The organism is Pseudomonas wadenswilerensis, from assembly GCF_900497695.1.
GTDB classification, from domain to species: domain Bacteria; phylum Pseudomonadota; class Gammaproteobacteria; order Pseudomonadales; family Pseudomonadaceae; genus Aquipseudomonas; species Aquipseudomonas wadenswilerensis.
The window spans coordinates 87,157-106,777 of record NZ_UIDD01000012.1 but is presented as its reverse complement, the minus strand read 5'-3'; the positions used below and the strand labels follow the sequence as shown (position 1 = coordinate 106,777).

The following is a 19,621-nucleotide window of genomic DNA, read 5'->3' as shown; positions in this document are numbered from 1 at the left end:
CTCTGCAAGTCACCTTCCCAGATAAACCTCGATCACCCGGTCATCCGCCTGCACCTGCTCCAGCGACCCTTCAGCCAGCACACCCCCCTGATGCAGCACGGTGACGTGGTCGGCGATGCTGCCGACAAAGCCCATGTCATGCTCGACCACCATCAGCGAATGCTTGCCGGCCAGGCTTTTGAACAGTTCGGCGGTGAATTCGGTTTCGGCATCGGTCATGCCCGCGACCGGTTCATCGAGCAGCAGCAATTGCGGGTCCTGCATCAGCAGCATGCCGATCTCCAGGAACTGCTTCTGGCCGTGGGACAGCAAGCCGGCCTGACGCTGGGCCGAGCCGCTCAGGCGAATGGTCTGCAGGATCTCGTCGATGCGGTCGCGCTGCTCGCCACTCAGGCGCGCAACCAGGCTGGCCAGCACTGACTTGTCGGCTTTCTGCGCCAGCTCCAGGTTCTCGAACACGCTCAAGGCCTCGAACACCGTCGGCTTTTGGAATTTGCGACCGATCCCGGCCTGGGCGATCTGCACCTCGCTCATGCGCGTCAGGTCCAGGGTGTCGCCGAACCAGGCCTTGCCGCTGGTGGGGCGAGTCTTGCCGGTGATCACATCCATCAGCGTGGTCTTGCCGGCGCCGTTGGGGCCGATGATGCAGCGCAGTTCACCGACGCCGATGTACAGGTTGAGGCTGTTCAGTGCCTTGAAGCCGTCGAAGCTGACGTTGATGTCTTCCAGGGTCAGCACCGTGCCGTGGCGCACGTCCAGGCCTTCGCCGCGGCGCTGGCCAAGGCCGATGGCATCGCGGCCGCTGCCGGCGTCGAGGATCGGTTCAAGCATGAATTCCGGGTGCACCGGCGGTAGCGGGATGGCTCTCATTGTTCGCCCCTTTTCTTCAGCAGACCGACCACGCCCCGTGGCAGGTACAGGGTCACCAGGATGAACAGCGCACCGAGGCAGAACAACCAGTACTCGGGAAAGGCCACGGTGAACCAGCTCTTCATGCCGTTGACCAGGCCGGCGCCCAGCAGCGGTCCGATCAGCGTGCCGCGCCCGCCGAGAGCGACCCACACTGCGGCTTCGATGGAGTTGGTCGGCGACATTTCGCTGGGGTTGATGATGCCCACCTGCGGCACGTACAAGGCCCCGGCCAGACCGCACAGCACCGCGCTCAAGACCCAGACGAACAACTTGAAACCGCGCGGGTCGTAGCCGCAGAACATCAGGCGGTTCTCGGCATCGCGCAGGGCAGTCAGCACCCGGCCGAACTTGCTCCGGGCCAGGCGCCAGCCCAGGTACAGGCTGGCTACCAGCAAGGCGACGGTGAGCAGGAACAGCACCGCACGGGTGCTTTGCGCGGTGATTTCAAAGCCGAGGATGCTGCGAAAATGGGTGAAACCGTTGTTGCCGCCAAAGCCGGTCTCGTTGCGAAAGAACAGCAGCATGCCGGCGAAAGTCAGGGCCTGGGTCATGATCGAGAAGTACACGCCCTTGATCCGCGAGCGGAAGGCAAAGAAGCCGAACACCAGCGCCAGCAGCCCCGGCGCCAGCACCACCAGGCACAGGGCCCAGGCAAAGTGCTGGGTGCCGACCCAGTACCAGGGCAGCTCGCTCCACGACAGGAAGGTCATGAATGCTGGCAGGCCATCACCAGACGCTTCGCGCATCAGGTACATGCCCATGGCATAGCCGCCGATGGCGAAGAACAGGCCGTGACCCAGCGACAGCAGCCCGGCATAGCCCCAGACCAGGTCCAGGGCCAGGGCGACGATGGCGTAGCAGAGGATCTTGCCGACCAGGGTCAGGGTGTAGGCCGAGACCTGCAGGCTGTGCCCGGCCGGCAGCAGCGACAGCAGTGGCAGGGCCAGCAGCACCAGCAGTACCACGGCGCCGATAGCCAGGGTCCAGCGCGGGCCGGCCTTCTGGCTGGCGGTAACAAGCAGAGGCTGGTTCATCAGTCGATTACCCGTCCCTTGAGCGCGAAGAGGCCTTGCGGGCGTTTCTGGATGAACAGAATGATCAGCGCAAGGATGAGGATCTTGCCGAGCACCGCACCGATCTGCGGCTCCAGCAGCTTGTTGGCGATGCCGAGGCCAAAGGCCGCCCAGAGGCTGCCGGCCAGCTGGCCGACGCCGCCAAGCACCACCACCAGGAACGAGTCGATGATGTAGCTCTGGCCCAGGTCCGGGCCGACGTTGCCGATCTGGCTCAGGGCCACGCCACCGAGCCCGGCGATACCGGAGCCGAGGCCAAAGGCAAGCATGTCCACCCGCCCGGTAGGCACGCCGCAGCAGGCGGCCATGTTGCGGTTCTGGGTGACTGCACGCACGTTCAGGCCCAGGCGCGTGCGGTTGAGCAGCAACCAGGTCAGCAGCACCACGAACAGGGCGAAGGCGATGATCACCAGGCGGCTGTAGGGCAGCACCAGGTTGGGCAGCACCTGGAGGCCACCGGAGAGCCAGGCCGGGTTGGCCACTTCGACGTTCTGTGCGCCGAACAGCAGGCGGATGGCCTGGATCAGGATCAGGCTGATACCCCAGGTGGCCAGCAGGGTTTCCAGCGGGCGGCCGTACAGGTGGCGGATCACTGTGCGCTCCAGGAGCATGCCGACCCCGGCGCTGACGGCGAAGGCCACCGGCAGGGCGATCAGCGGGTAGAACTCGATGGCCCCGGGCGCGTAGCGTTGCACCAGGATCTGCACCACGTAAGTGGCATAGGCGCCGAGCATGAGCATCTCGCCGTGGGCCATGTTGATCACTCCGAGCAGGCCGAAAGTGATGGCCAGGCCCAGGGCGGCAAGCAACAGGATCGAACCCAGCGACAGGCCGCTGAAGGCCTGGCCGAGCAGCTCGCCGAACAGCAGCTTGCGTTTGACCTGGGCCAGGCTGGTTTCGGCGGCGGTGCGCACGCCGGCGTTGCTTTCGACACCGGGTTCGAGCAGGGCTTGCAGACGCGTGCGGGCCATGGGGTCGCCGGTTTCGCCGAGCAGGCGCACCGCAGCCAGGCGTACGGCCGGATCGCTGTCGACCAGTTGCAGGTTGGCCAGTGCCAGGCCGAGGGCGGCATGCACGGCGGCGTCGGCTTCGCTGGCGAAGCGCCGGTCGAGGAAGGCGACCTGTGCCGGCTGGGCGCTTTTTTGCAGTTGCTGGGCAGCAGCCAGGCGCACCTCGGCATCGGCACTGAGCAACTGATGGCTGGCCAGGGCGTTATCCACAAGTCCGCGCAGGCGGTTGTTCAGGCGCAGATTGCGGGTGTCGTCGGGGGCAATGCGGCCTTGTTGCAGGGAACTCAGCAGTTCAAGGCGGGCCGGGTCCGGTTGCGCCGCCCAGTCCTGGAGCAGGCGCGCCTGCTCATTGGCCTTGGCGGCGATGAAGTAGTCGGCGTCGGCTGCCTGGGCGGCTAGCGGCAAGAGCAGGAGCAAGCCGAGGAAGAGGCGCTGGAGGGCCTTGGGCATAGCGGGATCCGTCGCGGTTGTGGAATGTCTCAGGGCCTCATCGCTGGCAAGCCAGCTCCCACAGGCATTGCAGTGTCTGTGGGTATGCGCGGTCCTTGTGGGAGCTGGCTTGCCAGCGATGGGCCGCAAAGCGGCCCCGACAACTCAGTTGCCCTTCACCGCATAATCCGGCCGCTTGTCGTTGCCCGGAATGAACGGGCTCCACGGCTGTGCGCGCAGCGGTTGTTCGGTTTCCCAGACCACATTGAACTGCCCGTCATCCTGGATCTCGCCGATCATCACCGGCTTGTGCAAGTGGTGATTGGTCTTGTCCATGGTCAGGGTGTAGCCGGACGGCGCCTTGAAGGTCTGCCCGGCCAGGGCCTCGCGGACTTTGTCGACATCGGTGGACTTGGCCTTCTCCGCCGCCTGGGCCCACATGTGGATGCCGACGTAGGTGGCTTCCATCGGGTCGTTGGTCACCGCCTTGTCGGCGCCCGGCAGGTTCTTGGCCTTGGCGTAGGCCTTCCAGTCGGCGACGAACTGGCTGTTGACCGGGTTATCCACCGATTCGAAGTAGTTCCACGCCGCCAGGTGCCCCACCAGCGGCTTGGTGTCGATGCCGCGCAGTTCCTCCTCGCCTACCGAGAAGGCCACCACCGGCACGTCGGTGGCTTTCAGGCCCTGGTTGGCCAGCTCCTTGTAGAACGGCACGTTGGAGTCGCCGTTGACCGTGGAGATGACCGCGGTCTTGCCGCCGGCGGAGAACTTCTTGATGTTGGCGACGATGGTCTGGTAATCGCTGTGGCCAAACGGCGTGTAGACCTCTTCGATGTCCTTGTCGGCCACGCCCTTGCTGTGCAGGAAGGCGCGCAGGATCTTGTTGGTGGTGCGCGGGTAGACGTAGTCGGTACCCAGCAGGAAGTAGCGCTTGGCGGCGCCGCCGTCTTCGCTCATCAGGTATTCCACTGCCGGGATCGCCTGCTGGTTGGGCGCGGCACCGGTGTAGAAGACGTTCGGCGACATCTCTTCGCCCTCATACTGCACCGGGTAGAACAGCAGGCCGTTGAGCTCTTCGAACACCGGCAGTACCGACTTGCGCGACACCGAGGTCCAGCAGCCGAACACCACCGCGACCTTGTCCTGGGTCAGCAGCTGGCGGCCCTTCTCGGCGAACAGCGGCCAGTTCGATGCGGGGTCGACCACCACCGGCTCCAGCAGCTTGCCGTTGACCCCGCCCTTGGCATTGATCTGTTCGATGGTCATCAGGGCCATGTCCTTGAGCGAGGTCTCGGAAATCGCCATGGTCCCCGACAGCGAATGCAGGATACCGACCTTGATGGTCTCGGCGGCCTGGATGCTCCAGCTCAGGCCCATCGCCGCGATGGACGCGCTGAGGGTAAAGGCCTTGATCAGACTGCGACGCTTCATAGTGCTCTCTCCATGGAATCGGATGTTCTGTTGGGCAGATGGCGACTTCGCCAAGAGCGTTAGCAAGGGCTGTGCCGAGTGGTGCGAGGCGCTCTGGGGCGCGGTTTGCACGATGAATCGCGGCTGCTGGCAAGCAGGCTTGCACCGTGATGGCGCTGTGGCCGGTGCGCGGCAAACGGGTCTGCACAGCTTTGGTTCGTGCAGGTATCATCGCCGCCTTCGAAAGCAGTTCAGGGACGACGACAGTGAGCAAGCTCGCGTGTGCAGGGATGATGATGGCCGGCGTGTGGGCCGCAATGGGGCAGGTGCAGGCCAGCGAGCCGTCCTCGCTGTATTTTCGTTGCACCATGACCGCTGCCCAGTACGCCGAGGTCAAGGCCGCGCCGCCGGGTGGTGCGCCAGCCTTCGACGATTGGCAGCAATGGTTCGACAGCCAGGGGATGTATGGCCCGGGCAAGGTCAGGAGTGAAGACCTGCGGCCGCTGGTAGCGCGAAACCTGAGCGAGCTGGTCGGTGTCAGTGGCTGGGGCACGTACTCCGAGTACGACGAGAAGGCGGGCGCCTGGCGCTTCGCCCTGTTGCAGTTCAGCGAGAACTACGGCGAGATGATCTCGCTACTGGCGCCACTGCGCAGCGTCGCGCCGTACTGCGCCGCCGACTCCGACAGCTTCATGCTGGTCTATTCGTACATCTGGGGCGACGGCGATAACGCCTACCTGACCCTCAACGGCCGCAGCCAGTTCGCCAAGGCACCGACGCCGGCCCAGCGCGAGGAGGCCGACGCGGTGCTGGCCGAACTGCTCAAGGCCAGCGAGGGTTGATCAGCCCTGGCGGGAGCTGACGCTTTCAAGCTGGGCTTGACGATTGCGCCGCACGAACTGGTAAGTGACGGTCAGCAGCACGAACCACAAAGGCGTGACAATCAGCGCCTGGCGGGTATCGTGCTCAAGGCTCAGCAGCACCAGGATGAAGGCGAAGAACGCCAGGCACACCCAGCACATCAAACGCCCGCCGGGCATCTTGTACTTCGAGGCCTGGTGCAGCGCGGCGCGCTGTTTGCGGTAGTTCAGGTACGACAGCAAGATCAGCGACCAGACGAACATGAACAGGATCGCCGACACCGTGGTCACCAGGGTGAAGGCTTCGACCAGATCCGGAATCACGTACATCAGCAGCGCCCCGGCCAGCAGGCAGGTGCACGAGAACAGCAGGCCGCTGGCCGGCACGCTGCGCTTGGACAGCTGCTCGAAACGCTTAGGCGCATTACCCTGCTGGGCCAGGCCGAAGAGCATGCGGCTGGTGGAGAACACGCCGCTGTTGGCCGACGAGGCCGCCGAGGTCAGCACCACGAAGTTGATGATGCTGGCCGCCGCCGGCAGGCCGGCAAGCACGAACAGTTCCACGAACGGGCTCTTGCCCGGCACCACGTCACGCCACGGTGTCACCGCCATGATGGTGATCAGCGCCAGCACGTAGAAGACGATGATGCGGATCGGGATCGAGTTGATTGCCCGCGGCAGGTTGCGCTCCGGGTTCTTCGCTTCGGCAGCGGTGGTGCCCACCAGTTCGATGCCGACGAAGGCGAACACGGCAATCTGGAAGCCGGCAAAAAAGCCCATCAGGCCATGGGGGAACATGCCCTGGTCGTTCCACAGGTTGGCAAGGTCGGCGGTGCGCCCGGCGGGCGACTGGAAGCCGGCCATGACCATGTACAGGCCGGTGCCGACCAGGGCGACGATGGCGATGATCTTGATCATGGCGAACCAGAACTCGATCTCGCCGAACATCTTCACCGTGATCAGGTTCAGCGACAGCAGCAGGCCGACACAGGCAATCGCCGGCGCCCACTGCGGCAGGTCGGGGAACCAGAACTGCGAATAGGCCGAGATCGCGATGACGTCGGCGATGCCGGTGATGATCCAGCAGAACCAGTAGGTCCAGCCGGTGAAGTAGCCGGCCCAGGGGCCGAGCAGGTCGGCGGAGAAATCGATGAACGACTTGTAGTTGAGGTTCGACAGCAGCAGTTCGCCCATGGCACGCATGACGAAGAACAGCATGAAACCGATGATCATGTAGACAAAGATGATCGACGGGCCGGCCAGGCTGATGGTCTTGCCCGAACCCATGAACAGCCCGGTGCCGATGGCGCCACCGATGGCGATCAGCTGGATGTGGCGGTTGGACAGGCTGCGTTGCAGGTGGTCATGGTCAGTGGGTGCGGGGTGTTGCGGGGGCAGGTTCGCGGTCATAGGCAGGCATTCCGTTGAGGTCGGTCTTGTTGTGCGCCGCTAGGCTAACACGCGCCTTCCTGGCGCTAGCGCGACAATACGTCTCAAGGCGCGGGCGGTGTTGACCGTGATCAACGTCGGCGCATCAGGCCGATAAAGAACAAGCCGCCAATGGCCGCGGTGGCGATGCCGATGGGCAGGTCCTCGGGCGAAATCAGCGTGCGCGCGGCAACGTCGACCCAGATCAGGAACAGGCTGCCCAGCAGCAGGCACACCGGAAGCAGGCGGCTGTGCTCGGCACCGACCAGGCGCCGGGCGATGTGCGGCACCATCAGGCCGACAAAGCCGATCGAGCCGCTGATCGCCACCAGCACGCCGGTCAGCAACGAACAGATCAGAAACGCCAGCAGGCGCACCTTGCGTGCATTCAGGCCAAGGGTCACGGCGGTCTGCTCGCCGGCCATCAACGCGTTCAGCGAGCGGGCCATGCCCAGCAGCAAGGCCAGGCCCAGCAACACGCTGATGGCCGGGATCGGCAGCAGCTCCCAGCGCGCCAGGCCCAGGCCGCCGAGCATCCAGAACATCACCGCCGAGCTTGCCCGGTGATCACCGAGAAACAGCAGCAGATTGGCCGCCGCCATCATCACAAAGGCCACCGCCACGCCGCACAGCAGCAGGCGGTCGCTGTCCAGGCGGCCGTGGCGGCTGGCGATGGCCAGCACCAGCAGCATGCTGCACAGCGCGCCGATAAAGGCTGCCAGGGGCAAGGTCAGCACCCCGAGCAGCTCGCCGATATGCAGCACCACCAGCACTGCCCCCAGGGTCGCCCCGGAGGTGACGCCGAGCAGGTGCGGGTCGGCCAGTGGGTTGCGTGTCACTGCCTGCAGTACCGCGCCGATCATTGCCAGACCGCCGCCGACCAGTGCCGCCAGGAGCATGCGCGGCACCCGAATCAGCCAGACGATATGCTCCTGGCCGGTGCTCCATGCAGGGGTGTCGGGCGTAATGCCGAACACCTTGAACAGCAACACGCGCCAGACCACCTCGACCGGCACCGGCGCCGAACCGAAGCCCAGGGAGACCACGCAGGACACCAGCAGCAGGCCGAACAGCCCGAGCAGCAACAGCCGATGACGGGAGCTTGCGGACCTCATGCGCCGTGCAGGCTCGCGGCGATGGTCTCGATGGCTTCGACGTTCTCAAGGCTTGGCGTGGCTGCTACGTAAGGGATGACCACGAAGCGCTTGTTGCGGATCGCAGCCACCGATTGCAGTGCCGGGTGTTGTTCGAGGAACGCCTGCTTCTGCGCGGCGCTGACTTCGCCATAGTCGACGATGACGATCACCTCGGGGTTGCGCTCGACCACGCTCTCCCAGTTGACCCGGGTCCAGCTGGCCTCGATGTCGTCAAGTACATTGCGCCCGCCCGCAGCGGCGATCAGCGCTTCGGGCATGCCCAGGCGCCCGGAGGTCATGGCCCGGTCTTCGCCGCTGTCGTAGAGGAACACACGTGGACGTTGTGCCGGCAAGTGCTGTTGCACCACGGCGACGCGCTCCTGCATCTGGCCGACCAACTGTTCGGCGCGGTCCTGCACGTCGAAGATCCTGCCGAGGTTGCGCAGGTCGGTATAGGTGTCGTCCAGGCTGGCTGCCGGGCGCTTCATGACAAAGGCGCAGGATTCGGTCAACTCATAGACCGGGATGCCCAGCGGCGCCAGGCTCTGTGGCGTCAGGTCGCCGCCGACGCGCATGCCGTAATCCCAGCCGGCGAAGAGGAAGTCGACATTGGCGTTGAGCAGGGTTTCCACCGACGGGTACTTGGCCGCCAGTTCCGGCAGGCCGGCGAGTTGCTTGCGCAACTGCGGGGTCACCGCCTTCCAGCCGCTGACGCCGCTGTAGCCGACCATGCGCGAGCGCAGGCCGAGGGCGAGCATCATCTGGGTCATGTTGATGTCGTGGCTCAGGGCATGCTCCGGGGCCTTGGTGAAGGTCACCTGGCGGTTGCAGCTCTGCACCGTCAACGGGTATTGGGTGGCCTCGGCGAAAGCGCCGGGGCTGGCCAGCAGCAAGGCCAGGCCGAGCAACAGGATGGATCGAATCATCGCTGGGTTATCCAGGTAAGGCGAGGGTGGTCAGCCAGAGGGTGGCGGTCGATCAGCGCTTGTACGCCGAAAACCTCGTGCAGCAATTCGGCGGTCAGCACCTGATCAGGCGTGCCGCTGGCGACGATGCGCCCGTGGTCGAGCACGTACAGGCGATCACAGAAGGCCGCGGCCAGGTTCAGGTCATGGATGCTCGCCAGGGTACCGATGCCCAGGCGGCGCACCTGCTGCAGCAGTTCCAGCTGATAGCGCGGGTCGAGGTGGTTGGTCGGCTCATCGAGGATCAGCACCTGGGGTTGCTGGACCAGGGCGCGGGCGAGGATCACCCGCTGCTTCTCGCCGCCGGACAGGCTGGCGAAAGTGTGGTCGTCAAAGCCCTGCAGGCCGACTGCCTGCAAGGCCTGTTGCACCAACTGGCGATCCTCGTGGCTGTCGCCGTCGAACAGGCTTTTGTGCGGGATGCGGCCCATGGCGACCACTTCCTCGACATTCAGGCCGAAGGCATCGGGAAACTCCTGCAGCACCACGGCGATGCGCTGGGCGCACCAGCGCGACGACTGCTGCCACAGGTCATGCTCGCCCAGGCGCACCCGGCCGCGCTCCGGTTTGTTGAAGCGGTAGGCGCAGCGCAGCAGGCTGGTTTTGCCGCTGCCGTTGGGGCCGATCAGACCGACGAATTCGCCGGCACCGACCTGCAGCTCAACGTCGCGCAGCTGGAACTGGTGGTGGCAGTGGCCGTGGCCCAGGGGCGACCAGTGCAGGTCGCTGATACTCAGGGTGCTCATCAAGGTCCTGCGGGCCTGCGGGCGATGACGCCGAAAACAGGCCCGTATCGAAAACGGGCGCTCATGTTAGCGGATTTGTCCGGGCCAGCGGTTGTGCATAACGATCAACCAACCACACCAGCAGCATCGAGCCACCCACCAGCGGGAATGCCGCACCCAGGATCAGCATGATTACTGTCGCGGTCTTCCAGCGCGGCAGGTCATGACGCAGTGGCGGCACGCCGAGGCCGCCTTCGGGACGGCGCTTCCACCACATCACCAGGCCGCTGACCGAGCCGAGCAGAATCATCAGGCAGATCAGCAGGACAACAATCTGGTTCAGCGGACCGAACATCTTGCCCTCGTGCAGCATCACCCCGAGCTCGGTGGCGCGGGCGACATTGTTGTAATCCTGCCAGCGCACATCCACCAGGACCTTGCCGGTGTACTGGTCGACATGCAGGGTGGCGTCGTTGCGCGGGTCATCGGCGAACACGGCGATGGTGTACACGCCTTCGGCGCTGGTCGGCAGGGTGATGCTGTAGCCAGGTTCGACGCGGCGGGTGTTGGCCAACTCTTCGATCTGTTGCAGGCTGACCTGCGGTGCTGGCGCTGCGCCGGAGCCCATGCTGTGGCCGGCATGCTCGGCGTGGGCCCCGGATTGCGGCATCGGTGTGTTTTCCATGGCCCAGGGCACTGTCTGGCGGCTGGCGTTGTTCAGCGCCCGGGCTTGCTGGTCGGATTGCGGTACGTCGTTCCACATCGCCGCCGGAAAGCGGTTCCACAGGTCAGCGTATTGCTTGCCCCAGAAGCCGGTCCAGGTCATGCCGCTGAGCAGCATCAACAGCAGCAGGGCCGAGCCCCAGAAGCCGGTGACCGCATGCAGGTCGCGCCACAGCAGGCGCCCGCGCGCGTTCCGGCGTGGCCACAGCACGCCGCCCGTACGTTTGCCACGCGGCCACCAGAGGTACAGGCCGGAGACCACCAGCACCACGCCCCAGCCGGCAGCCAGCTCCACCAGGCGATCGCCGGTGGTGCCGATCATCAGTTCGCCATGCAGGGCGCGGGCGACGGCCTGCAGGTTGTTCTGCGCGTCCTGCGCGCCGAGCAGCTTGCCGCTGTAGGGGTCGACGAACACGTTTAATTCACGGCCATCGTTGTGCACCACGAACTGCGCACTGCGGTCATTGGCCAACGCCGGCAGGTACTGGCTGACCTGACCTTTGGGGTAGGCCTGTTGCACCTGTTGCAGCAGGCTGTCGGCGTTTTGCCGGTGATGCCCGGCCTCGACCACCATCAAGTCGCGGTACAGCAGCGGGTCGAGCTGCGGCTTGAACAGGTAGATGATCCCGGTGATCGCCAGCAGGATCATGAACGGCGCGACGAACAACCCGGCGTAAAAGTGCCAGCGCCAGGCCAGGTTGTAGAAGGATACTTGCGGTTTGCCCATGGAGCGCTCCCGTGTTGCCTGGGTAGGGCGCGATCAGTGATCGCGCCCGGGTTGGATCAGAAACTCAGGTCGACCTTGGTCCAGAACGTACGCCCTGGTTCGTTGATCGGCTGCGGGTCGGTGGCCGGGTAGCCGAAGCCGGCGTTGCCCGCCAGGTTCAGGTGTTCGGCGTAAGCCTTGTCGAACAGGTTGTCGACCCCGGCACTGAGCTTGAGGTTGTTGCTGACCTTGTAGGCGCCGTTGAGCGAGAACACGCCGAAACCACCGCTTTTTTCGTAGTCCTTGCCCACTACGTTGCCGGAGTTCTCGGCGATGCGGTTCTGCGCCGCCACCAGGCGCCACAAGGCGCCAGCGCTCCACACATCACGGCTGTAGGTCAGACCCAGGCGGCTTTCCAGCGGTGGCATCTGCGGCAGTGCCTTGCCGTCGCTGCTGTTCTTGCCCCAAGCGTAGGCCAGGGTGGCGTCAGCTTTCCAGTTGCTGGTCAACTTGTACGCCGCGCCCAGTTCGCCGCCCATGATCCGCGCGTCGATGTTCTGCGCTTGCGAGCTGGGCATGCCCATCATCCCCGGCCGGTAGTCGAAGAGGATGTAGTCGCGGATCTGCCCGACATAGCCCGACGCCCAGGCGTCGACGGTATCGGTCTGGTACTGGATGCCGAAGTCGAGCTGGGTGGTTTTCTCCGGCTTGATGCTGTCGAAGGCGTTGACTGAGCCGGCCGGGCCGGATTTGGGCGAGAACAGCTCCCAGTAGTCGGGGAAGCGCTGGGCGTGGCCGAGGCCGACGTAGGTGGTGGCGGGGATATCCACCAGGTCATGCTCGTAGCGGATAAAACCGCTGGGCAAGGTATCGGCGCGGGTGTCGCCGCGGGTGGCGCTGGTGGCCCGATAGTCCTTGGCCGAGGCGCGGTCCAGGCGGGCACCGGTGATCAGCCGGTCCTGTTCGGCGGCGTACCAGGTCAGTTCGCCGAACACCCCGTAGTTGTGGAAGTCGGCGTCCTTGGTCCAGGCCATGTGCTTGTGTGCATCGACGCCCATGCCGCCGCGCTGGCGGTGCTCGTTGGTTTGCGCGTCGATGCCGCTGATCAGTTGCAGGTCATCCCAGCGCCAGGTGCCCTTGATCCGCCCGCCGAGGGTGCGACGGTCGACGTTGCTGACCATGGGCATGCCCATCATGCCCATGCCCGAGGGCGTGCGCAGGCTGTAGTTGTCCATCACGTGGTCGGCGTAGTTGTAGTAGACCTGGGCTTCGAGCTTGTCGAAGACCTCGCCGATGTTGGACTTCTCGAAGCGCAGGCCAAGGCTTTCGCGCTTGAACTGCGAACCGTCCATGCCACGGCCGGCATAGCGGGCCTCGCCGTCGCCCTTGCCGGCGGTCAGTTCCACCAGGGTATCGGCGTCCGGGGTCCAGCCCAGGGCCACGTCGCCGTTCCACTTGTCCCAGCGCGACGGCACGGTGTCGCCATTGCCGTCTTCATAGTCGTCGGAGCGCGACTGGTTGCCGACGAAGCGCGCATAGCCGTAGCGGTTGCCCGCTGCGGCATCCAGCACCTTGTCGAAGCGGCCGTTGGAGCCGCCCAGCAGGCTGGCATTGACCCGGCTGCCAAGCTCGCCGAATTTCTCCGGCTCGCGATCGAAGAGGATGGTCCCGGCCGAGGCGCCCGGGCCCCAGATCACGCTTTGCGGACCCTTGATCACGGTCAGGCGGTCATAGGTTTCCGGCGAGATGTACGAGGTGGGGGCGTCCATGCGGTTGGGGCAGGCGCCGAGCATCACGCCGCCGTTGGTGAGGATGTTCAGGCGTGAGCCGAACATGCCGCGCAGTACCGGGTCGCCATTGGTGCCGCCGGCGCGAATCGCCGAGAAGCCGGGGATGGTCTTCAGGTAATCGGCGCCATCACTGGCCGGTACCGGCTGGCGTGGGTCCTTGGGGTTGGTGACGATGGTCAGCGGCGAGCTGGGGGCGACGGCGGTGATCACCGTCGGGCTCAGCTCGTTATGCTCATGCAGGTGCTCGTCATGGCCCTGGCTGGCGGCCAGGACCAGGGGGCTGAGCAGGGTGCCGCAAATCACGGCGATGGTCCCTTGCAGGGACAGACGAAAAACAGCGGTGCAGCCGGACATAATGATTCCAACATCGATCAGTCGTAAGGGTGCGCGCAGTCGACGGCAGATACCGGACTTCGGGCGCGGGTAGTGGGTTCAGACGACGATGAAGGCGGGTGGCGCGCGGCTGCGGGCGCCGGGGAATACCGTCTGCCGGGCATGCCCCTGGCGCGGGTGAACGAGCAGTTGGCTGTTGGCGGGGACGGCTTCAGTGTTGAGCAGGCTCAGCGCCTGGGGCAATGCCGGGCAATGGAAGAACAGGCTGCAATAGCCGCACTTCTCCCAGATTACCTTTAGCGACGGGCTGCTGCCGTGATGGCTGTCGGCATGGCAATCGGCGGCGCTGTCCATGGCCATGCTCATGCCGGCTGGCATGGCACGGTGATCCATCGGCATCGACTGGGAAACCAGTGGGCCGATAAAGATCATCAACATGGCGAACAGGCTCAGCCAGCTGCCGCGAACCGTCCTGGACTCAGGACGCGCGGGGCGGGTGAACCTGCTGCGGGCGCTAGTCACGCCGGGCAGCTTTCTTCAGCACTCAGTGGCTGTGGGCGGCTTCCTCGGGTGCATTTTTTTGCACCGCGACCTCGACGGTGATGTCACCGGCGTTCTTGAAGTGCAGGGTCAGCGGGAAGCGCTTGCCGTCAGCCAGCAGGCTGCGGTCCTTGGGCTGCATCAGCATCACATGGTAGGCGCCGGGGGCGAACTTCAGCTCACCGTCCGCTGGTACTTCGACACTTTGGACCTGCTGCATTTTCATCAGGCCATCTTTGTGCACATGCTCGTGCAACTGGGCGTCGTCGCTGATCGGGCTGTCGACGCTGAGCAGGGTGTCGGCAGTCTTGCCGTTGTTATGCACGACGAAATAGGCCGCGACGTTGGGCGCGTTCGGTGGCAGTTCCTGCGACCACGGGTGCGCGATGTGCAGCTCGCCGACGGTGTATTCATGGGCAGTGGCAAAGGTCGCCGGCAGCATCAGCGCGGCCAGCAGCAGGGCGTTCTTGAACATGGTGATTCTCCAGTCGAGTCAGGTTCGCAGCAGTTAGCGTAGTGAACTCAGACCAGAGGGGAGGCGCGGGGGTTGAGGGCCGGCCACTGTTGGCGTGGCGTGGGTTGATAGGCCGTCAGCAGCGGTTCGAGCCCGATCGACAGGGCCAGCGGTTTGCTCAGCTGCGGGGTATGCCCGGGAAGCGCCAGCAATGGCGCAGCACCAGAGCAGCACCAGCAGTGCTGCATGTTGGAGTGATCATCGCCTTGCTGGCCGAGGTCGATCTTGCCCAGGGCGATGATTTCAGCCTTGGCCTTGCCGCCGACACTCGAACAGAAGGCGCCCCACAGCAGTTGTTCGGCCGGCCCCTTGGGAGCTGCGGACGCCAACGGCATGGCCAGCAGATTGAACAGCACTGCGAAGCAGGCGATCCAGGCGATGGCGGGCCGATATGGGGACATGGAAAGATCCGGTCAGGAATCAGAGGTGGCTATTGTAGCGCCCAGTATAGGAAAAATTACCGGGGGTGCGGTGAAGTGCCGCACTCCCGGTTCGCATCAGGCCTGCTTGTTGCGGCCCATCAGCCCGCGCACGGTTTCCTGGAGGTCGGCGGGCAGCACCACGACCTTGGCGTTGTCGCTGCTGGCAAGGCTCTCCATGGCGCCGATATAGCGCTCGCCAAGCAGGTACATGGCCGGGGTGATCTCGGTACCGACCGCGTCCTTGACCAGGGTGATCGAACGCGCCGAGGCTTCGGCGAGGTTGATCTGCGCCTCGGCGTCGAGCTTGGCTGCCTGCTGGCGCGCTTCGGCTTCGAGGATGGCCGCCTGCTTGGCGCCTTCGGCACGGGTCACGTCGGCTTTACGCTCGCGTTCGGCGGCAGCCTGGCGCTCCATGGCGGCCTGCATGTTCTGCGACGGCTTGATGTCCTGGATCTCTACCGAGCGCACGGTCACGCCCCAGTCTTCGGTCTGCTCGGACATGGCTTCGCGCAGGCGCGCCTTGATCTGTTCGCGGCTCGACAGCGCTTCGTCCAGGTCCATGGCGCCGACGATGGCGCGCAGCGAGGTCATGGTCAGGCTGGTCACTGCGAAGGAGAAGTCCTGCACACCGTAGGCGGCCTTCTGCGGGTCGACGACCTTGGCGAAGCACAGGGCGTTGGCGACGATCACTGCATTGTCGCGGGTGATGATTTCCTGCTGCTGCACGTCGAGGATGATGTCCTTGGTCGGCAGGCGGTAGGCAACCACGTCCATGTACGGGATCAGCAGGTTCAGGCCCGGCTTGAGGGTGCTGTGGTAGCGGCCCAGGCGCTCGACGATCCACTCCTCGCCCTGAGGCACGATGCGCACCCCCTTGAACAGGGTGATGAGGACGAACGCGGCGATAGTCCCGACGACGATAAGGCTGGTCATGAGTCAAAGCTTCCTTTTTTGCTGATCAGGCCCGGGTAACCCGGGCGGTATTGCCTTCGATGGCGGTGATGCGCACGCGCTCGCCCGAGGGGATTTCGGCATCGGCAACGCAGATCCACTCCTCGTTGCCCAGGACGGGTTTCTGGAAGCGCACGCGGCCTTTCTGGAATTCAGAGACCGTGGCGGTGAGCAGGCCGACCTCGCCGATTACGCTGTCGGCGGTCCAGCGGGTGTCGGGCTGTTTCTTGCGAAACACCTTGAACCACAGCAGCGTGGTAATCGACGAGAACACCACCCAGAGCAGCACCTGCATGTCGAGTTGCAGACTTGGCGCCAAAAAGGCAATGAGCGAAACCAGCACGGCACCGATGCCGAACCAGAGGATGAAGAAGGTTGGCAGGACCAGTTCGAGCACTACGAGGCCGAAACCGAATACCAGCCAGATCCACCATTGCATTTCCATATGGGTGAAGTCTTCCGGGGGGAGGAGGGGTGTAGTGTAAGGCAGAGGGGTGGGGACGGGGCAAATCAACCCAGTAAGAAATTTCTTAAAATCTGGTTTGTATGGCTATGCGCCCACAGGTTGTGGTGTAAACAAATCCATCAAGGCAAGTCTGCCAGCAGCTTTGCAGGACTGAAGAATTCCCTGTCGACTTGCGGCAGCACTGGTCGCTTGAGGATCAACACCGGCACTTGCCGTTGCCTGGCGATTTCAAGTTTGGGCTCGGTCGCCCCGCTGCCACTGTTCTTGCTGATCAGCACATCGATATGCCGGCGCTCGAACAGCGCGCGTTCGTCTTCCAGGTGAAACGGCCCGCGGGCGCCGATCACTTCGCAGCGCTCATTGCCCGGGCAGGCCTCAAGGGCGCGCAAGGTCCAGAACTGATGGGCGGGAATCTCGTGCAGATGCTGCAGCGGCTCACGGCCGAGGGTAAACAGCGGGCGTTGGAACGGGCGCAGCGCGTCGATCAGCTCGGCCCAGTCGGCCACCTCGCGCCAGTCATCCCCAGCCTGGGCTTGCCAGGCCGGGCGGCGCAAAGCCCAGCACGGCACGCCGGTGAGCTGCGCGGCGCGGGCGGCATTGGCGCTGATCTGCGCGGCATAGGGGTGGGTGGCGTCGATCAGCAGTTCGATGTTTTGCGCGCGCAGGTAAGCGGCCAGACCCTCGGCGCCACCAAACCCTCCCACCCGTACCTGGCAGTTCAGGTCAGTGGGCACCCGGCCGATCCCGGCCAGGCTGTAGACGTGCTGCGGGCCCAGGGTGCGGGCAATGGCCAGCGCCTCGGTAACGCCGCCGAGCAACAGGATGCGCTTCATGCAAAGCCCCCCGCATGGCCAACGATGCCACCCTGGCGATCAATGGCAAACACCTCCACCTGCACCTGCGCCGGCACGACGCTGCGGGCAAAGGCCAGGGCGTGGGCGCAGACGGCATCGCCCAGGGCAATCCCGGCGGCGCTGGCCAGGGCCAGGGCCTGCTGGCTGGTGTTGGCCTGGCGAATCGAGTCTTGCAAGGCGTCATCGGCACCAATGGCCGCGGCCCATTCGGCCAATTGCGGCAGGTCGATGCTCGAATGACGGCTGTGCAGGTCCATGTGTCCGGCGGCCAGCTTGCTGATCTTGCCAAAGCCGCCGCACAGGCTGAGTTTATCCACAGGCACCTTGCGCAGGTGCTTGAGCACCGCGCCGACAAAATCGCCCATTTCGATCAAGGCGATTTCCGGCAGGTTGTAGACCCGGCGCATGGTGTCTTCGCTGGCGTTGCCGGTGCAGGCGGCGATGTGCTGGTAGCCGTTGGTCTTCGCCACGTCGATGCCCTGGTGGATCGAGGCGATGTAGGCCGAGCAGGAAAACGGCCGGACGATGCCGCTGGTGCCGAGGATCGACAGGCCGCCAAGAATGCCCAGGCGCGGGTTCATGGTTTTCAGCGCCAGGCTTTCACCGTCCTGGACGTTCACCGTGACCTCGAAACCGCCGCCGTAGGCGTGTTCGGCAGCCAGGCGCTGCAGGTGCTCGGTCATCATCCGCCGTGGTACCGGGTTGATTGCCGGCTCGCCGACCGCCAGTACCAGCCCGGGGCGGGTCACCGTACCGACACCCTTGCCGGCAACGAAGCGCACGCCGGGCTCTGCCTGCAAGCGCACCTGGCTGTAGAGCAGGGCGCCGTGGGTAACGTCCGGGTCATCGCCGGCATCCTTGAGGGTGCCGGCCTCGGCGCCATTCTCCAGCAGGCGGCAGAACTCCAGACGCATCTGCACCACCTTGCCCTTGGGCAGGGTGATGTGCACGGCGTCATCGCCTTGGCCCGCAAGCAGCAGGCGGGCCGCTGCGAGGCTGGTGGCGGTGGCGCAACTGCCGGTGGTCAGACCGCTGCGCAGCGGGGCGGGTTGTTCCCGGGTTTCGTCACGCATCGACAGGCTTGACCGCTTCTAGCAGGGTGATCGGCAGGGCCTGGCGCCAGGTGTCGAACTCGCCCAGGGGCTGCGCCTGGGCGATATGGATACGGCTCAGCTCGCCGCCATGCTGCTCGCGCCAGTTGACCAGGGCCAGCTCGCTTTGCAGGGTCACGGCATTGGCCACCAGGCGCCCACCCGGGCGCAGTTGCTCCCAGCAATGCTGCAGCACGCCTTCGCGGGTTACGCCGCCGCCGATGAAGATCGCATCAGGGCGCTCCAGGCCCTGCAGGGCCATCGGCGCACGGCCGCGGATCAACTGCAGGCCAGGCACGCCGAGGGCATCGCGGTTGTGTTCGATCAACTGCTGGCGGCCCGCATCGGACTCGATGGCCAGCGCCCGGCAACTGGGGTGGGCACGCATCCACTCGATGCCGATCGAGCCGCTGCCGGCGCCGACATCCCAGAGCAGTTCACCCGGTCGCGGCGCCAGGCGCGCCAGGGTAATGGCACGCACATCGCGCTTGGTCAGCTGGCCGTCGTGCTTGAAGGCGCTGTCCGGCAGACCGGCCAGGGGCGACAGGCGCGGCGCATCGGGCGCGGCCAGGCACTCGATGGCGATCAGGTTCAAGTCGGCAATCTGCGTGTGCGGCCAGTGCTCGGCAGTGCCATCGAGACGACGTTCGGCGCTGCCGCCAAGGTGCTCGAAGACCTGCAGCCGGCTCGGCCCGAAGCCACGTTCATGTAGCAATGCGGCGATGGCTGCCGGGCTGTAGCCATCGTTGCTCAGCACCAACAGGCGCACGCCGCTGTACAGATGGGCGTTCAACGCAGCGATTGGCCGGGCCACCACAGAAAGCGTCAGCACCTCCTGCAACGGCCAGCCCAGGCGGGCGGCGGCCAGGGCGCAAGAGGAGGGCATCGGCAGCACGCTCATCTCACTGACATCGAGCTGCCGGGCCAGGCTGGCCCCCACGCCATAGAACATCGGGTCGCCGCTGGCCAGTACGCACACCGCTTCGCCACGCAGGGCCAGTACCGGCGCCAGGGAAAAAGGGCTGGGCCAGAGCAGGCGTTCGCCAGTGATGCAATGCGGTAGCAGATCCAGCTGGCGCTGGCCGCCAAACACCCGTGAGGCGCCCAGTAGCGCGCGCCGGGCATGCTTGCCCAGGCCACTGAAACCGTCTTCACCGATACCTACTACTGTCAGCCAGGGCGACATGGATTTCCTCAATTCAACGCAATCCGACCGGCAGGCTTTTCATGCCTTCGGACAAAGCAGGCATAATACCGCGCCTTCTACACTGAAGTGCCTTTTC

Annotated in this window: 19 protein-coding genes; 1 reads left to right on the top strand and 18 read right to left on the bottom strand. The window is 65.1% G+C overall.

Annotated features, from left to right (window positions below; translation table 11 throughout):
* Positions 1–9: 9 nt before the first annotated feature.
* From urtD to urtA, 4 genes are all read right to left on the bottom strand, one after another.
* Positions 10–831, bottom strand: coding sequence for an urea ABC transporter ATP-binding protein UrtD (urtD, locus tag CCOS864_RS25280; RefSeq protein ID WP_115089024.1), 822 nt, complete (start codon positions 829–831; stop codon positions 10–12).
* A gap of 35 nt (positions 832–866) precedes the next feature.
* Positions 867–1,946 carry an urea ABC transporter permease subunit UrtC gene (gene urtC / locus CCOS864_RS25275; RefSeq protein WP_115089023.1) on the bottom strand — a complete coding sequence of 360 codons (1,080 nt, stop codon included), beginning with the start codon at positions 1,944–1,946 and terminating at the stop codon, positions 867–869.
* The gene (gene urtB, locus CCOS864_RS25270; RefSeq protein ID WP_115089021.1) at positions 1,946–3,445 is read right to left on the bottom strand and encodes an urea ABC transporter permease subunit UrtB; all 1,500 of its coding nucleotides are present in this window, start codon (positions 3,443–3,445) and stop codon (positions 1,946–1,948) included. The genes urtC and urtB overlap by 1 nt, the downstream gene beginning before the upstream one ends.
* 144 nt (positions 3,446–3,589) lie before the next feature.
* Entirely contained in the window at positions 3,590–4,855 is a 1,266-nt protein-coding gene (gene urtA, locus CCOS864_RS25265) for an urea ABC transporter substrate-binding protein (RefSeq protein WP_115089019.1), read from the bottom strand.
* A gap of 245 nt (positions 4,856–5,100) precedes the next feature.
* Here urtA and CCOS864_RS25260 point away from each other — a divergent pair, with 245 nt between their 5' ends.
* Positions 5,101–5,676, top strand: a complete 576-nt coding sequence (locus CCOS864_RS25260) for a hypothetical protein (protein WP_233673523.1) — start codon at positions 5,101–5,103, stop codon at positions 5,674–5,676.
* Here the strand turns inward: CCOS864_RS25260 and cycA are convergent, their stop codons facing one another.
* From cycA to cbiE, 14 genes are all read right to left on the bottom strand, one after another.
* A complete protein-coding gene (gene cycA, locus CCOS864_RS25255; protein ID WP_115089015.1) occupies positions 5,677–7,104 on the bottom strand; it encodes a D-serine/D-alanine/glycine transporter in 1,428 nt (475 codons plus the stop codon).
* Between the two features lie 110 nt (positions 7,105–7,214).
* On the bottom strand, positions 7,215–8,237 hold the full coding sequence (locus CCOS864_RS25250; RefSeq protein WP_115089013.1) for a FecCD family ABC transporter permease: 1,023 nt from the start codon (positions 8,235–8,237) through the stop codon (positions 7,215–7,217).
* Complete coding sequence (locus CCOS864_RS25245) at positions 8,234–9,184, bottom strand: ABC transporter substrate-binding protein (protein ID WP_115089010.1); 951 nt, start codon at positions 9,182–9,184, stop codon at positions 8,234–8,236. Before CCOS864_RS25245 ends, CCOS864_RS25250 begins: the two co-directional genes overlap by 4 nt.
* On the bottom strand, positions 9,181–9,969 hold the full coding sequence (locus tag CCOS864_RS25240) for an ABC transporter ATP-binding protein (protein ID WP_115089007.1): 789 nt from the start codon (positions 9,967–9,969) through the stop codon (positions 9,181–9,183). The genes CCOS864_RS25245 and CCOS864_RS25240 overlap by 4 nt, the downstream gene beginning before the upstream one ends.
* 61 nt (positions 9,970–10,030) lie before the next feature.
* On the bottom strand, positions 10,031–11,398 hold the full coding sequence (locus CCOS864_RS25235; RefSeq protein ID WP_115089006.1) for a PepSY-associated TM helix domain-containing protein: 1,368 nt from the start codon (positions 11,396–11,398) through the stop codon (positions 10,031–10,033).
* Positions 11,399–11,454: 56 nt separating this feature from the next.
* Positions 11,455–13,521, bottom strand: coding sequence for a TonB-dependent copper receptor (locus CCOS864_RS25230; protein ID WP_115089004.1), 2,067 nt, complete (start codon positions 13,519–13,521; stop codon positions 11,455–11,457).
* A 78-nt stretch (positions 13,522–13,599) separates the two neighbouring features.
* Positions 13,600–14,022 carry a DUF2946 domain-containing protein gene (locus CCOS864_RS25225; protein ID WP_115089002.1) on the bottom strand — a complete coding sequence of 141 codons (423 nt, stop codon included), beginning with the start codon at positions 14,020–14,022 and terminating at the stop codon, positions 13,600–13,602.
* 22 nt (positions 14,023–14,044) lie between these two features.
* Entirely contained in the window at positions 14,045–14,515 is a 471-nt protein-coding gene (locus CCOS864_RS25220) for a copper chaperone PCu(A)C (protein WP_115089001.1), read from the bottom strand.
* A gap of 47 nt (positions 14,516–14,562) precedes the next feature.
* Positions 14,563–14,955, bottom strand: coding sequence for a DUF2946 domain-containing protein (locus CCOS864_RS25215; RefSeq protein WP_115088999.1), 393 nt, complete (start codon positions 14,953–14,955; stop codon positions 14,563–14,565).
* 96 nt (positions 14,956–15,051) lie between these two features.
* Complete coding sequence (locus CCOS864_RS25210; RefSeq protein WP_115088997.1) at positions 15,052–15,909, bottom strand: SPFH domain-containing protein; 858 nt, start codon at positions 15,907–15,909, stop codon at positions 15,052–15,054.
* Positions 15,910–15,934: 25 nt separating this feature from the next.
* A complete protein-coding gene (locus CCOS864_RS25205) occupies positions 15,935–16,372 on the bottom strand; it encodes an NfeD family protein (protein WP_115088995.1) in 438 nt (145 codons plus the stop codon).
* A gap of 140 nt (positions 16,373–16,512) precedes the next feature.
* Positions 16,513–17,226, bottom strand: a complete 714-nt coding sequence (locus CCOS864_RS25200; RefSeq protein WP_115088993.1) for a cobalt-precorrin-6A reductase — start codon at positions 17,224–17,226, stop codon at positions 16,513–16,515.
* Complete coding sequence (locus CCOS864_RS25195) at positions 17,223–18,320, bottom strand: cobalt-precorrin-5B (C(1))-methyltransferase (RefSeq protein WP_115088991.1); 1,098 nt, start codon at positions 18,318–18,320, stop codon at positions 17,223–17,225. The genes CCOS864_RS25200 and CCOS864_RS25195 overlap by 4 nt, the downstream gene beginning before the upstream one ends.
* Positions 18,313–19,524 carry a precorrin-6y C5,15-methyltransferase (decarboxylating) subunit CbiE gene (gene cbiE, locus CCOS864_RS25190; protein WP_115088989.1) on the bottom strand — a complete coding sequence of 404 codons (1,212 nt, stop codon included), beginning with the start codon at positions 19,522–19,524 and terminating at the stop codon, positions 18,313–18,315. The genes CCOS864_RS25195 and cbiE overlap by 8 nt, the downstream gene beginning before the upstream one ends.
* Positions 19,525–19,621: the final 97 nt, after the last annotated feature.